Source organism: Pseudomonas sp. NPDC089996 (assembly GCF_044748405.1).
Lineage (GTDB): Bacteria > Pseudomonadota > Gammaproteobacteria > Pseudomonadales > Pseudomonadaceae > Aquipseudomonas.
The window spans coordinates 397,208-410,562 of the sequence record NZ_JBIVGA010000003.1; the positions used below are offsets into that span (position 1 = coordinate 397,208).

Here is a 13,355-nt window from a genome sequence, read left to right on the forward strand (position 1 = left end):
GTAGGAGCGGCCTTGTGTCGCGAAAGGGCCGCGAAGCGGCCCCGGCTATCTGTCAGGCCCGCACATACCGCTGGCGCAGCACGTCACTGAAGGCATCCACCAGCAACACCAGCAGCAACATCGCCATGATGACCGTGCTGGCCTGGGCCTCCTGGAACAGGCTCAGGGTGGTGTAAAGCATCTGCCCCAATCCCCCTGCCCCGACAAACCCCAGCACACTGGCCATGCGAATGTTGTTCTCCCAGCGATACAGGCTGTAAGCGAGCAACTGCGGCCACAGGTTCGGCAAGGTCCCGTAACAGAATGCTGCCACCTGCCCCCCGCCCTGCAGGCGGATCGCTGCGGCAGGTTCCGCCGGCGAATTCTCCAGCGCTTCGGCGAACAGGCGCCCGAGCACTCCCGAGGTGTGCAGGGCCAGGGCCAGCGTACCGGCATTGGGCCCCAGGCCCGCCGCCAGCACCGTCAATGCAGCCCACACCAACTCCGGAATGGCCCGCAGCGCATTGAGCAGCAAGCGCGCCAGCGACTGCAGCGGCCAACCGAAGCGCCCCGCCGCCGGCAAGGCCAGCAACATGCCGAGGAACATCGCCAGCAACGTGCCCAGCCCAGACATGGCGAGGGTTTCCAGAGCGCCTCGCCATACAGCTTGCAGGTGCTCAGCGGACAAGTCCGGGTGCAGGAAGCGGGCGGCATATTCCCCCATCTGCCCCAGCCCGCCATCGCCCACCAGGGCATGCAGGTCCAGTTCCAGATAGCCGAACGACGCCACCACCGCCGCCACAATGGCAACGATTACCAGCAGATTGATCACCCGGTTCATGCCAGCCTCCCCCGCAGGAATCGGCTGAGCAGATCGGCCAGCAACACCAGGCCGAGGAACGCCAGCAACATGCTCGCCACCTCGCCCCCGGCGAACATGCGCATCGACAGGTCGATCTGCTGCCCCAGCCCGCCGGCGCCGACAAAGCCCATCACCACCGAAGCACGCACGGCACATTCCCAGCGGTAGACGGTGTAGGACACCACCTCCGCCGACGCACTGGGCAGGATGCCGTAGAAGAAGGCCGTCAACCGGCCACTGCCGGCCTGCAGCAAGGCATGCGCCGGGCGCTGGTCGACCGATTCGAAGATTTCCGCGTAGACCTTGCCGAGCATGCCGCTGTAGGTAATGGCGATGGCCAGCACCCCGGCTGTCGGCCCCAGCCCCACAGCCCGCACGAACAGCAGTGCCCAGACGATCTCCGGGACGCTGCGCAGGAAGATCAGCAAGCCGCGAACGGGCAGGCGCAACAATCGCGACCACGGCCCTGCCCGACCACCACGGGAAGCCGCGCGCAATGACAGCGCACGGCTGGCCAGCAGACTGGCCGGGACCGCCAGCAGCAACGCCAGAGCCATGCCGGCCGTCGCCACGGCCAAGGTCTGCAAGGTGGACTGGTACAACAACGTGAGGAATTCGGCATTGTGCGCTGGCGGCCAGAAAGCCCGGGTGAAGCTGGCGATCTGCTGACGGTTTTCTGCTTGCAGCAAAACCCCAGGGTTCAGTTCGCTCAGTTGCAGCCCGGGCCACAGCACGGCCAAGGCGAGCAAGGTCAGCAGCAACCGCGGCAATGCGGCCGGGTCGCGGGCGTCGGCCTTCAGCATCGTGGAATCTGCACAGTCAAGGCCGGGCCCTGGGCTTGCGCTGGCGAGCCCAGTTGCTCGTTGGCGTACAGTGCATCGAGCAATTGCTCGGTCACCGCCTCGGCCGAGCAGTCGAACGCCACTTGCCCTTCACGAATACCGATCACCCGCGGAAAGTGCGCAAGCGCCAGGTCGACCGCATGCAGGCTAGCCACCAGGGTCACGCCATTGGCTTGGGCATGGCGATTGAGCAGCGCCAGACTGTGGTCGGCCAGCACCGGGTCCATGGCCGACACCGGCTCATCGGTCAACAGCACTTCTGGCCGCTGATACAGCGCCCGGGCAATGCCGACCCGCTGCAACTGGCCGCCGGACAACTGCCCGCACTGAACGAACAGCTTGTCGGCCAGGCCCAGTTCGGCCAGGGCCTGTCGCGCCCCCGGCACATCGGTCGGATACACCAGGTTGAGCAGCCCGCGCAGCAGGCCCCACTGCCCCAGGCGCCCCGCCAGTACCGCCGTCACCACCCGTTGGCGTGGCGGCAGCGGCGGTGCCTGATGCACCAGGCCAATGCGTGCGCGCAGGCGCTGGCGCGCCCCGGCAGACAACGCCCAGGGCTGCTCACCGAACAGTTCCAGCTGCCCGCTGCTGGGCTGTACGGCGGTGGCCATCAGGTGCAGCAGGCTGGACTTGCCGGCCCCCGAGGGGCCGATGATCGCCACCCGCTCACCCTTGGCGATGCTCAGGCTGACCGCATCGAGCGCGCGCACCTGGCCGTGGCGCAGGCCGGCGCCGTGTACATGAATAGTCACTTGAGCAGGCCGGCCTCACGTGCGGCTTGCTCGGTGCCCGCATAGTTTTCAGGCTTGGTCTCGATGAAGCGGCTGGCCGCCTGCAGGTCGAGGATCGCCTTGTGCTCCGGGTTGGCGGGGTCGAGGTCGAGGAAGGCCTGCTTGATTTTCGCTTTCAGGGCCGGGTCCATGTTGCCGCGCACGGTCCAGTTGTAGTCGTAGTAGGTCGGGGTGGTGGCGAACACCTTGACCTTGCTGGTATCGACCTTGCCGGCATCGACCAGCTTCTGCCAGACGCTGGCGTTGAGCACGCCGCCATCGACCTTGCCGGCCTGCACCCAGGCCACGGTCGCGTCGTGGGCACCGGAATAGGCCACGCGGCCGAAGTAGCCCTCGGGCTTGATGTTGTCTTCCTTGAGCATGAAGTAACGCGGCATCAGGCTGCCCGAAGTGGACGAGATCGAACCGAAGGCGAACGACTTGCCCTTGAGGTCGGCCAGGCTCTTCACGGCTGGGTTGGCGGTGATGAACTTGGAGGTGAACTGGGCATCCTGCTCACGCTGCACCAGCGGCGTGGCGGTCGGGTCTTTCAGGTGCACCTGGACGAAGGTGAAGCCGCCCAGCCAGGCCATGTCCAGGCGGTTGCTGGCCAGCGACTCGACCACGGCCGGGTAGTCGGCCACCGGTACGAACTTCACCTCCATGCCCAGCTTCTGGGACAGGTACTTGCCCAATGGCTCGAACTTGCGCAGCAGTTCGGTCGGCGCTTCGTCGGGGATGGCACTGACCCGCAAGGTGTCGGCAGCCTGGGCGACGACGGCACAACAGGACAGCACGAGGCCGGCGGCGAGCGCCAAGGGGCGTTTGAGCATGGGGGTTCTCCGGTTCAATAGCGGGGAAAAGTGCCGGCAACATGCCGACGCTGGGAATTATAAGAGTCGCGGGCGCAAAGGCCAGCTTTGCTACAATCGCGCATCAAATCGATCCCTGAGGTACGTATGAGCGAGCCGATTCGCCTGACCCAGTACAGCCACGGTGCCGGCTGTGGCTGCAAGATCTCCCCCAAGGTGCTGGATGTGATCCTCGCCGAAAGCGGCGCCCAGGCCCTGGACCCGAAGCTGTGGGTCGGCAATGCCTCGCGTGACGACGCCGCCGTGTATGCCCTGGACGACGAACGTGGCGTGGTGTCGACTACCGACTTCTTCATGCCGATCGTCGACGACCCGTACGACTTCGGCCGCATTGCCGCTACCAACGCGATCAGCGACATCTATGCCATGGGCGGTGACCCGCTGATGGCCATCGCCATCCTCGGCTGGCCGGTCAACGTGCTGCCACCGGAAGTCGCCCGCGAAGTGATCCGCGGTGGCCGTGCCGTGTGCGCCGAAGCCGGCATCCCGCTGGCCGGCGGCCACTCCATCGACGCCCCCGAGCCGATCTTCGGCCTGGCGGTCACCGGCGTGGTCAGCAAGCGCCACCTCAAGCGCAACGACACCGCCACCGCCGGTTGCCGCCTGTACCTGACCAAGCCCCTGGGCATCGGCATCCTCACCACCGCCGAGAAGAAGGCCAAGCTGCGCGAGCAGGACCAGGGCCTGGCGCGCGACTGGATGTGCACGCTGAACACACCGGGCAGCCGCTTCGGCAAGCTCGATGGGGTCAAGGCGATGACCGACGTGACCGGTTTCGGCCTGCTCGGCCACCTGGTCGAGCTGGCCGAGGGCAGCGGCCTGACGGCGGAGCTGAACTACGCCGCCGTGCCACGCCTCCCAAGTGTCGATTATTACCTGGCCGAAGGCTGCATACCTGGCGGCACACTGCGCAATTACGACAGCTACGGGCACAAGCTCGGTGCGCTGACCGATGAGCAGAAGCACCTGCTGTGCGACCCGCAGACCAGCGGTGGCCTGCTGGTTGCCGTTACCCCTGAAGGCGAAGCCGAGTTCCTGGCAGTGGCAGGCGAACTGGGCCTGAACCTGTCGCCGATCGGCCTGCTGGTCGAGCGACAGAGCCATGCGGTCGAGGTGAACTGATGCGCCCCGACTGCACCGATTTGCGCCAACTGTTCCTTGACGACGCGCCGATGATGGACATGCGCGCGCCGATCGAATTCGTCAAAGGTGCCTTCCCCGGCACCGTCAACCTGCCGCTGATGACGGACCAGGAGCGGCAGAAAGTCGGCACCTGCTACAAGCAGCAGGGGCAGGCCGCCGCCATCACACTCGGCCACCAGTTGGTCAGCGGCGCGAGCAAACGCGAGCGCCTGCATGCCTGGGCCAGTTTTGCCAAGGCCCACCCTGATGGTTACCTGTACTGCGCCCGCGGCGGCCTGCGCTCGCTGATCGTGCAGCAATGGCTGCGCGACGAGGCCGGCATCGACTACCCTCGCATCAAGGGTGGCTACAAGGCCATGCGCACCTTCCTGCTGGAAACCACCCAGCAGGCCGTCGAGCAATGCGATTTCGTGCTGGTCGGTGGCCTCACCGGCACCGGCAAGACCGACGTGCTGCACCAGCTGAACAACGTGCTCGACCTCGAAGGCCACGCCAACCATCGCGGCTCCAGCTTCGGCAAGCGCGCCACAGGCCAGCCTGCGCAGATCGACTTCGAGAACAAACTGGCGGTCGATGTGCTGAAGAAGCGCGCCCGTGGCATCGAGCAGTTCGTGCTGGAAGACGAAGGCCGAATCGTTGGCAGTTGCTCGGTGCCGCTGGAGCTTTACCAAGGGATGCAGCAGTACCCGATGGTGTGGCTGGAAGACAGTTTCGAGAACCGCGTGGAGCGCATCCTGCGTGATTACGTGATCAACCTGTGCGCAGAGTTCGTCGATGTGCATGGCGAGGAAGACGGTCGCCTGAAGTTTGCCGGGCGGTTGATGCAAAGCATGAGCAACATCCACAAGCGCCTTGGCGGCGAACGCTTCCAGCGCTTGTCTGCCATCTTGAGTGAAGCACTGGAAGAGCAACTGCGCAGTGGCTCTGTAGACCTGCACCGGGGCTGGATCGAAGGGTTGCTCAAGGAGTACTACGACCCGATGTACGCCTATCAGCGTGAAGCCAAGGCCGAGCGGATCGAGTTTGCCGGGGATGGCGTGGAGGTGCGCGAATACCTCAAGGCACGTGCCAATCGCTGATCGAAACGCGGTTCACCTTGTAGGAGCGGCCTTGTGTCGCGAAAGGGCTGCAACGCAGCCCCTGGGCCTCAGCGAAAAAGCATTAATTGCCGGGGCTGCTTTGCAGCCCTTTCGCGACACAAGGCCGCTCCTACAATAAACCGTGTGAACTTCATTGCCCGGGGCTGAGCACCCGCTCCAGTTCCGCCGCCCGTTCGCGGGTCATGTCCAGCACGCACATGCCACCTTCGAGCTGCGCCATGGTCCCGCCACTGACCTGCACATGGAACCTGCAGTTGGCATCACGATAGGCGATCCACTGCCGCTGCACATCGCGCAGGCTCTTCTGTGGCCCGGGCTCGAGCTTGGCCATCAGTTGCTTGTAAACCCGATTCAGGCGCTGGTCCTGGCGTTGTGTTTCGTTCTGAATGCAACTGCTCATGGCCAACGTGCTAGAGGCCTTGTCCATGCACTGGCCGTAGGCCGGCGAGTTGTCATCGGCCAGTGCCAACGGGGCAACAAAGGCCAGTAGCATCAGGTATCGCTTGTTCATCGCAAATCCCTTCAAAGCGTTTGTACAGGTTCAGGCGGCATCAGCACCTTGCCCGGTTCGAAGCGCAGCGCTGGCATCTGCGTCGCCGAATAGGCGGTCACGGCCAGCGCTGCGATCAGGGTGACATCCAGCCAGTTCCAGCCCGGCACATCGTCGCTGCTGCGCGCGATCCAGCACTGCCACGCCTGCCCCATACAAAACACCATGAACGCCGCCACCCACAAGTAAAAACCGGCGCCGAACCCCGTACGAACTGTGAACTCATAGCTGATGTTATCCGGCAGACGTTCAATGCCGAAGCTGCTAACGGCCAGGTACAACGCACCCAGCCCAAGCAACAGAGCCAGGCGGCGAAAGCGCCGGTGGCAAAGGATGGCGACCGCCAGCAGCGGGTTGGCAAACCACTGGAACATGCCGAAGGGAATGCCCCAGGGCCCATACAGGAACATCTGCAGCGCCGGCATGTGCCGGCCGGCGCTCATCAGCGCACCGTCGAAGGCCAGGCTGAGCAGGTACAGGGCAAGGCTGAGCGTGAGATAGAACGCAGGCCAGCGAGATAGGCTCATGCGACAGGTGGTTCCAGCAGCAGGCCGTAGATGCCCGAATCAGTCAGCTCGCCCGCCACGCACCAGCGTGCCCGCAGCGTGCCTTCGAGCACGAAGCCCTGGCGTTCGAGGGTTCGTGCCGAGCCCTGATTGCGTGGGTCGATTTCGCCTTCAAGGCGGCGCATGTGCAGGGTGTGGGCGATGTAGTCGATGAAGCAGGTGAGTGCTTCGTCCATGTAGCCCCTGCCCTGCACAGCACTGGCCAGGCAATAGCCGATCTCGCCACGACGCGAGACATCGTCGATGTTGAACAGCTGGACCATGCCGATCAGTTCACCATTGTCGCGGCGGTACATGCCAAGCTTGAGCTGGTCGCCATTGGTATAGGCCTCGCGGTCGGCGGCCAGGGCGCTTTCGGCTTCGGCCAGGTCTTGCCAGGGGGCATGGTGCCAGTAACGCATGACCTCGGGGTCGGCCATGATCGTCAGCCATTGAGAAGCATCGGCGTGGCGCATTGGGCGCAGCTGCAGGCGCGGGCTGTCGAGGCAGAGGTCAGTCGGGAAACTGCGGGGTGGGGTCACGCCGGATCTCCTGTCCATTGCTGGGGAGATGACAGTTTAACGTCATGTGACCGGTTCGAGCATCCCGGGGCTGCTTTGCAGCCCATTCGCGGGGCAAGCCCGCTCATACAGGAACTCCCCAGGCCCGAAGCTTGCGCTGTACCTGTGGGAGCGGGTTTACCCGCGAAGGGGCCGGCAGAGGCTGGCGAAAATGGCTCAGGCCACCTCGGCCCCATCATCTGGCCAATGCGGCTCGTTGGCCCCCGGCGGCGTCAACGGCGCCAGCCCATAAGCCGCGCGCGCATCGTCACAGCTGGGGTTATGCACCCCACCCTCCCACGACGCCTCGAACTCGCGGCATGGGCTGGAACGGTTGGCGTAGATGGTGCACGCCACCTCGGTACCGATCTCGCCCTGCAGGCTCACACAGCGGCAAGGCTTGGCGTCGGTGCCGATCATGGCAACGCGGGTGGGGTTGATCTGTACCACAAGGTCATCTGGCACAAGGCCGCCGGCAGACTGGCATTCGCCCCAGAAGAAGGACACACGGAAGTACCCGCAGCAGGCGCCGCAGTCAAGGCAAGGGTTGTTTTCGGACATGATGGCACGGAGGGAAGGTTGTTGTTATCGGGTCTGGGCCCGGGCGCCATTTGTAATCGAAGCCAGGTCGGCTGAGAAGAGGGGCAATGCAAAAATAGTTGGCCGTTTATCCGGCAGTCCCGGGCCCGCCGAAGCGGGCCCGGGTGACATGTTATTTCTGGGTCAAGCCGTCAGCCCGGAACATCTGGCGGATACCGCGGATCGCCTGGCGGATGCGGTCCTGGTTCTCGATCAGGGCGAAGCGCACATGGTCGTCGCCGTAGTCACCAAAACCGATGCCCGGCGACACACAGACCTTGGCTTCGGCCAGCAGCTTCTTGGAAAACTCCAGCGAACCCAGGTGCGCATACTGCTCCGGAATCTTCGCCCACACGTACATCGACGCCTTGGGATTCTCGACCATCCAGCCCAGTTCGTGCAGGCCCTTGACCAGCAAGTTGCGACGTTGGCGGTACTGCTCGGCGATGTCACGCACGCACTGCTGGTCACCTTCCAGCGCGGCGATGGCAGCCACCTGCAGAGGGGTGAAGGTGCCATAGTCGTGGTAGCTCTTGATCCGCGCCAGGGCACTGACCAGCTCGGGGTTGCCGACCATGAAGCCGATCCGCCAGCCGGCCATGTTGTAGCTTTTGGACAGGGTGAAGAACTCCACCGCAATGTCCTTGGCGCCCGGCACCTGCATGATCGACGGGGCCTTCCAGCCGTCGTAGACGATGTCGGCATAGGCCAGGTCATGCACCACCAGCACATCGTACTGCTTGGCCAGGGCCACCACGCGCTCGAAGAAGTCCAGCTCCACGCACTGGGCGGTAGGGTTGGACGGGAAACCGAGGATCATCATTTTTGGCTTGGGGATCGATTCGCGGATCGCCCGCTCCAGCTCGTTGAAGAAGTCCACGCCCGGCACCAGCGGCACGGAACGCACCTGGGCGCCGGCGATCACGGCACCGTAGATGTGGATCGGGTAGCTCGGGTTGGGCACCAGCACGGTGTCGCCGTGGTCGAGGGTGCCGAGCATCAAGTGCGCCAGGCCCTCTTTCGAGCCAATGGTGACGATGGCTTCGCTCTCCGGGTCGATATCGACCTCGTAGCGTTCCTTGTACCAGTTGGAGATGGCGCGGCGCAGGCGCGGGATGCCGCGAGAGGTGGAATAACCATGGGTGTCATCACGCTGGGCGACCTGCACCAGCTTCTCGACGATGTGCGGCGGGGTCGCGCCATCGGGGTTGCCCATGCTCAGGTCGATGATGTCCTCGCCACGGCGGCGGGCAGCCATCTTGAGCTCGGCAGTGATGTTGAAGACGTAAGGGGGGAGACGATCGATGCGCGCGAAGCGGCGCGGCGAACCTGGATTGGCCATGGTTTCCTCTGGGGTACGTAAGCGCCCGGAACCGTCCGAGCGACGCTGACCGCTGCGGCGGCCTGAATCAGAAGATAGTGCTGATAGAGGATACCTGTAAAGGACAATTTCCTGTTTTGTTAGAATTTTTCAGATGTATTTTTTGAAAATCTGAGATTTATGTTTTCAGGTCAGGCCTCTTCGCGGGCAAGCCCGCACAAGGATTGCGCAGTATCTGAAACCTGTGCAGTACCTGTGGGAGCGGGCGAGCCCGCGAAGAAGCCAAGACGAAAATCACAAGCATAAAAAAACCCGGCACAGTGGCCGGGTCTTTAGTGAAGCACTCGCCTCGATCAGCGCGCGTAGGTCATCAGCACGTCCGCAGCGGTCTGGCTGTCCACACCCATCATCACGCTAAGGGCAGTGACGGTGAGGATGGAGAAACCAAATACCTTGCGGGCCCACTTGCTGTCGTCTTCAGCCTTGTAGCCACCCCAGGCCATGTACAGCCAGTACAGGCCCATGGCTGCCGCCACGGCCAGGTAGCCGAGGCCGGCGTAACCGCCGAGGGTAAGCATCAAGGTGGCGAGCAGGAAGGCCAGCACGTACAGCACGATCTGCTTCTTCGCCGCGAGGATGCCGCGTGCCACCGGCAGGACCGGAATGTTGGCAGCGCTGTAATCCTTGAAGCGGAAGATGGCGATGGCGAAGCTGTGCGGCATCTGCCACAGGCTGAACATCACCAGCAGGGTCACTGCTGCCAGGTCGAAGCTGTTGCTCACGGCGCAGTAGCCGATCACCGGAGGCATGGCACCGGACAGGCTGCCGACCAAGGTGCCGTGCACCGATTTGCGCTTCAGCCAGAGGCTGTAGAAACCGACGTAGACGATGAAGCCGATCAGCGCACAGAACGCCGACAGCGGGTTGGCCTGGACATACAGCAGGCTGAAGCCCGCCACCCCGAGGAGGGTGGCGTAGACCAGCGCGAGGGTCAGCGACATGCCGCCCTGCACCATGACGCGGTTCTTGGTGCGCTCCATCTTGTGGTCGATGTCACGGTCGATGCAGTTGTTGAACACGCATCCGGACGCCACCACCAGCGAAGTACCGATCACCACCGCCAGGAACAGGGCGAAGTCCACATGGCCCTTCGAGGCAAGGAAGAAACCGCCTGCCACGGAAAGCACGTTACCGAAAATGATCCCCGGTTTGGTGATTTGGATAAAGTGCTTCACGGACATGCAGTCTTACCTCACTTGGCCATCATTTCGAAGTGGATGCTGAACATGATCCACAGCGACAGGCCGACCAGCAGTGCAATCACCATGGCGGTGAACAGGAACGTCGACACGTTGGAACGCTGCTCTTTCGAGCGGTCCATGTGCAGGAAGTACACCAGGTGTACCACTACCTGAATCACGGCCATGGCCACGATGATCAGAACGGTCAGGTTCTTCGGCAGGCTTGGCGACATGGCCAGGCCGAACGGGATCGCGGTCAGGATGATCGACAGGATGAAGCCGATCATGTACGACTTGACGCTGCCGTGGTTACCTTCGTGATGAGTGTCGTGTGCGTTAGCCATTACAGAACTCCCAGCAGGTAGACGACGGTGAATACGCAGATCCAGACCACGTCCAGGAAGTGCCAGAACAGGCTCAGGCAGCTCATGCGGGTCTTGGCGGTCGGCGTGATGCCGTGCTTGTTGATCTGGTACATCATGATTGCCATCCAGATCAGGCCGGCAGTCACATGCAGACCGTGGGTACCTACCAGGGCGAAGAAGCCCGACAGGAAGCCACTGCGGGTCGGGCCGAAGCCCTCGCTGATCAGGTGATGGAATTCATAGATTTCCATCGCGATGAAGCCTGCACCGAACAGGAAGGTCACAGCCAACCAGCCCAGTACGCCCGCTTTCTTGCCGTCGAACATCTTCAGCATGGCGAAGCCGAAGGTGATCGAGGACAGCAGCAGGAACAGCGTTTCAACCGCTACGAAGTCGAGCTGGAAGATGTCGTGACCCGACGGGCCGCCGGCAAAACTGCCGGACAGCACCGCGTAGGTGGCGAAGAGCGACGCAAACAGGATGCAGTCGGTCATCAGGTACAGCCAGAAACCGAGGACGGTCATCTGGCCCGAGTCGTGGTGGTGGTCATCGTGAGCATGGTCATGACCATGCGCGCCACCGTGGATTACTTGACTGGACATTGATTACACCCGTTCAAACGATTCGACACGTGCGCCGGCAGGCAGAGCACCTGCTTTGGCCAGCGCTTTGAGACGCTCGCCTTCGATGCGCGCCACTTCTTCGGCCGGAACCATGTAGCCCTGGTCGTCACGCGCAGCGTGGCGAACGAAGACCGCGATGGTTGCCAGCAGGCTAGCGCCAACCAGCCACCAGATGTGCCAGATGAAAGCGAAGCCGAAGACAGTCAGGAACAGACCCATGAACAGACCGGTAGCGGTGTTGTTCGGCATGTGGATCGCTTCGTACTTGCCCGGCACCTTGTAGGCAACACCGGCTTCCTTGGCTTCGTTCCAGCAGTCCAGGCCAACTTTTTCTGGCATGTGGGCGAAGTTGTAGAACGGAGGTGGCGACGAAGTCGACCATTCCAGGGTACGGCCGCCCCATGGGTCGCCGGTCACGTCCAGGTTCTGCTCGCGGTCGCGGATCGAAACGACGATCTGGATCAGCTGGCAGGCAATACCGAACAGGATCAGCACGGCGCCGGCAACGGCTACGTACAGGTAGGGTTCCCACAGTGGGTTGTCGGAGTGGTTCAGACGACGGGTCATGCCCATGAAGCCCAGGGCGTACAGCGGCATGAACGCAACGTAGAAACCGGAGATCCAGAACCAGAAGGCAGCCTTGCCCCACTTCTCGTTCAGCTTGAAGCCGAACGCTTTTGGCCACCAGTAGGCGAAGCCGGCGATGTAGCCGAATACCGCACCACCGATAATCACGTTGTGGAAGTGAGCGATTACGAACAGGCTGTTGTGCAGTACGAAGTCAGCACCTGGAACAGCCAGCAGAACGCCAGTCATGCCACCGATCGAGAAGGTGATCATGAAGCCCAGGGTCCACAGCATTGGCGCGGTGAAGCGCACACGGCCCTGGTACATGGTGAACAGCCAGTTGAACAGCTTCACACCGGTCGGGATGGAGATCAGCATCGTCGCCAGGCCGAAGAAGGTGTTGACGCTGGCGCCGGCACCCATGGTGAAGAAGTGGTGCAGCCATACGGCGAAGCCCAGAACGGCGATGGCGCCCGATGCGTAGATCATCGAGTGGTGGCCGAACAGACGCTTGCCGGAGAAGGTCGAAGTCACTTCCGAGAACACGCCGAAGGCCGGCAGGATCAGAATGTAAACCTCAGGGTGACCCCACGCCCAGAACAGGTTGACGTACATCATCGGGTTCCCACCAAGCTCGTTGGTGAAAATGTGGAAGTCCAGATAACGGTCAACAGTCAGCAGTGCGAGTGCAGCGGTCAGGATCGGGAACGAAGCCACGATCAGCACGTTGGCCCAGGTGCAGGTCCAGGTGAAGATCGGCATGTCCATCAGCTTCATGCCAGGTGCGCGCATCTTCATCACGGTGACGAGGAAGTTCACGCCGGTCAGTGTCGTACCCAGGCCTGATAGCTGTAGCGCCCAGATGTAGTAGTCGACACCCACCCCAGGGCTGTATTGAATGCCCGCGAGCGGCGGATAGGCAACCCAGCCGGTCTTGGCGAATTCACCAACGCCCAGCGAGATGTTGACCAGCAGCACGCCTGCCAGCAGCAGGTAGAAGCTCAGGGAGTTCAGGAACGGGAAGGCAACGTCACGTGCACCGATCTGCAGAGGAACCGCAAGGTTCATCAGGCCGGTGAAGAACGGCATCGCCATGAAGATGATCATGATCACACCGTGAGCGGTGAAGATCTGGTCATAGTGTTCAGGCGGCAGGTAGCCTTCGGAGCCACCGGTAGCGGCAGCCAGCTGGGTACGCATCATGATGGCGTCGGCAAAGCCGCGCAGCAGCATGACCATCGCGACGATGATGTACATCACGCCGATCTTTTTGTGGTCGACCGTAGTCAGCCACTCGGTCCACAAGTAGGTCCACTTGCGGAAATAGGTGATAAGACCGACGACAGCGATACCGCCGAGCGCGATCATGGCAAGCGTCACCATGACTATCGGCTCGTGATAGGGTATCGCCTCCAGGCTTAGTTTACCGAACATCT

15 protein-coding genes are annotated in these 13,355 nt (G+C 62.7%); 2 read left to right on the forward strand and 13 right to left on the reverse strand.

Translation table 11 applies throughout. The features are described 5' to 3' along the window. Positions 1 to 52 precede the first annotated feature (52 nt). From phnE to ACIPW4_RS07385, 4 genes are read right to left on the reverse strand one after another with little or no spacing between them, the layout of a single operon-like run. On the reverse strand, positions 53 to 820 hold the full coding sequence (gene phnE / locus ACIPW4_RS07370; RefSeq protein ID WP_400656233.1) for a phosphonate ABC transporter, permease protein PhnE: 768 nt from the start codon (positions 818 to 820) through the stop codon (positions 53 to 55). Further along, entirely contained in the window at positions 817 to 1,644 is an 828-nt protein-coding gene (locus ACIPW4_RS07375; protein ID WP_400656235.1) for a PhnE/PtxC family ABC transporter permease, read from the reverse strand. The genes phnE and ACIPW4_RS07375 overlap by 4 nt, the downstream gene beginning before the upstream one ends. Beyond that, positions 1,638 to 2,435, reverse strand: coding sequence for a phosphonate ABC transporter ATP-binding protein (locus ACIPW4_RS07380; RefSeq protein WP_400656238.1), 798 nt, complete (start codon positions 2,433 to 2,435; stop codon positions 1,638 to 1,640). The genes ACIPW4_RS07375 and ACIPW4_RS07380 overlap by 7 nt, the downstream gene beginning before the upstream one ends. Further along, entirely contained in the window at positions 2,432 to 3,286 is an 855-nt protein-coding gene (locus ACIPW4_RS07385; RefSeq protein WP_400656241.1) for a putative selenate ABC transporter substrate-binding protein, read from the reverse strand. Before ACIPW4_RS07385 ends, ACIPW4_RS07380 begins: the two co-directional genes overlap by 4 nt. A gap of 126 nt (positions 3,287 to 3,412) precedes the next feature. Here ACIPW4_RS07385 and selD point away from each other — a divergent pair, with 126 nt between their 5' ends. Both selD and mnmH read left to right on the forward strand, forming a co-directional pair. Beyond that, positions 3,413 to 4,447: a selenide, water dikinase SelD gene (selD, locus tag ACIPW4_RS07390; RefSeq protein WP_400656243.1), complete on the forward strand. Its 1,035-nt coding sequence runs from the start codon at positions 3,413 to 3,415 to the stop codon at positions 4,445 to 4,447. Continuing rightward, positions 4,447 to 5,547, forward strand: a complete 1,101-nt coding sequence (mnmH, locus tag ACIPW4_RS07395; RefSeq protein ID WP_400656246.1) for a tRNA 2-selenouridine(34) synthase MnmH — start codon at positions 4,447 to 4,449, stop codon at positions 5,545 to 5,547. Before selD ends, mnmH begins: the two co-directional genes overlap by 1 nt. A gap of 151 nt (positions 5,548 to 5,698) precedes the next feature. Here the strand turns inward: mnmH and ACIPW4_RS07400 are convergent, their stop codons facing one another. From ACIPW4_RS07400 to cyoB, 9 genes are all read right to left on the reverse strand, one after another. Then, entirely contained in the window at positions 5,699 to 6,079 is a 381-nt protein-coding gene (locus ACIPW4_RS07400) for a lysozyme inhibitor LprI family protein (RefSeq protein WP_400656248.1), read from the reverse strand. An 11-nt stretch (positions 6,080 to 6,090) separates the two neighbouring features. Further along, on the reverse strand, positions 6,091 to 6,645 hold the full coding sequence (locus ACIPW4_RS07405; protein WP_400656251.1) for a hypothetical protein: 555 nt from the start codon (positions 6,643 to 6,645) through the stop codon (positions 6,091 to 6,093). Then, positions 6,642 to 7,205, reverse strand: a complete 564-nt coding sequence (locus ACIPW4_RS07410; protein ID WP_400656254.1) for a GNAT family N-acetyltransferase — start codon at positions 7,203 to 7,205, stop codon at positions 6,642 to 6,644. Before ACIPW4_RS07410 ends, ACIPW4_RS07405 begins: the two co-directional genes overlap by 4 nt. A gap of 195 nt (positions 7,206 to 7,400) precedes the next feature. After that, positions 7,401 to 7,784, reverse strand: coding sequence for a YkgJ family cysteine cluster protein (locus ACIPW4_RS07415; RefSeq protein WP_400656256.1), 384 nt, complete (start codon positions 7,782 to 7,784; stop codon positions 7,401 to 7,403). A 151-nt stretch (positions 7,785 to 7,935) separates the two neighbouring features. Continuing rightward, the gene (alaC, locus tag ACIPW4_RS07420; protein ID WP_103445641.1) at positions 7,936 to 9,144 is read right to left on the reverse strand and encodes an alanine transaminase; all 1,209 of its coding nucleotides are present in this window, start codon (positions 9,142 to 9,144) and stop codon (positions 7,936 to 7,938) included. A gap of 332 nt (positions 9,145 to 9,476) precedes the next feature. Beyond that, positions 9,477 to 10,364, reverse strand: a complete 888-nt coding sequence (gene cyoE / locus ACIPW4_RS07425) for a heme o synthase (protein ID WP_054887539.1) — start codon at positions 10,362 to 10,364, stop codon at positions 9,477 to 9,479. Positions 10,365 to 10,375: 11 nt separating this feature from the next. Further along, the gene (gene cyoD / locus ACIPW4_RS07430; RefSeq protein WP_103445642.1) at positions 10,376 to 10,708 is read right to left on the reverse strand and encodes a cytochrome o ubiquinol oxidase subunit IV; all 333 of its coding nucleotides are present in this window, start codon (positions 10,706 to 10,708) and stop codon (positions 10,376 to 10,378) included. After that, positions 10,708 to 11,331, reverse strand: coding sequence for a cytochrome o ubiquinol oxidase subunit III (cyoC, locus tag ACIPW4_RS07435; protein ID WP_159412054.1), 624 nt, complete (start codon positions 11,329 to 11,331; stop codon positions 10,708 to 10,710). The genes cyoD and cyoC overlap by 1 nt, the downstream gene beginning before the upstream one ends. Positions 11,332 to 11,334: 3 nt before the next feature. Further along, a complete protein-coding gene (gene cyoB, locus ACIPW4_RS07440; RefSeq protein WP_400656260.1) occupies positions 11,335 to 13,353 on the reverse strand; it encodes a cytochrome o ubiquinol oxidase subunit I in 2,019 nt (672 codons plus the stop codon). Positions 13,354 to 13,355 lie beyond the last annotated feature (2 nt).

Bases quoted from the DNA above. Each gene is read 5' to 3' on its own strand.
- phnE (WP_400656233.1), bottom strand. From the start codon at position 820: ATGAACCGGGTGATCAATCTGCTGGTAATCGTTGCCATTGTGGCGGCG.
- ACIPW4_RS07375 (WP_400656235.1), bottom strand. From the start codon at position 1,644: ATGCTGAAGGCCGACGCCCGCGACCCGGCCGCATTGCCGCGGTTGCTG.
- ACIPW4_RS07385 (WP_400656241.1), bottom strand. From the start codon at position 3,286: ATGCTCAAACGCCCCTTGGCGCTCGCCGCCGGCCTCGTGCTGTCCTGT.
- selD (WP_400656243.1), top strand. From the start codon at position 3,413: ATGAGCGAGCCGATTCGCCTGACCCAGTACAGCCACGGTGCCGGCTGT.
- mnmH (WP_400656246.1), top strand. From the start codon at position 4,447: ATGCGCCCCGACTGCACCGATTTGCGCCAACTGTTCCTTGACGACGCG.
- ACIPW4_RS07400 (WP_400656248.1), bottom strand. From the start codon at position 6,079: ATGAACAAGCGATACCTGATGCTACTGGCCTTTGTTGCCCCGTTGGCA.
- ACIPW4_RS07405 (WP_400656251.1), bottom strand. From the start codon at position 6,645: ATGAGCCTATCTCGCTGGCCTGCGTTCTATCTCACGCTCAGCCTTGCC.
- ACIPW4_RS07415 (WP_400656256.1), bottom strand. From the start codon at position 7,784: ATGTCCGAAAACAACCCTTGCCTTGACTGCGGCGCCTGCTGCGGGTAC.
- alaC (WP_103445641.1), bottom strand. From the start codon at position 9,144: ATGGCCAATCCAGGTTCGCCGCGCCGCTTCGCGCGCATCGATCGTCTC.
- cyoE (WP_054887539.1), bottom strand. From the start codon at position 10,364: ATGTCCGTGAAGCACTTTATCCAAATCACCAAACCGGGGATCATTTTC.
- cyoD (WP_103445642.1), bottom strand. From the start codon at position 10,708: ATGGCTAACGCACACGACACTCATCACGAAGGTAACCACGGCAGCGTC.
- cyoC (WP_159412054.1), bottom strand. From the start codon at position 11,331: ATGTCCAGTCAAGTAATCCACGGTGGCGCGCATGGTCATGACCATGCT.
- cyoB (WP_400656260.1), bottom strand. From the start codon at position 13,353: ATGTTCGGTAAACTAAGCCTGGAGGCGATACCCTATCACGAGCCGATA.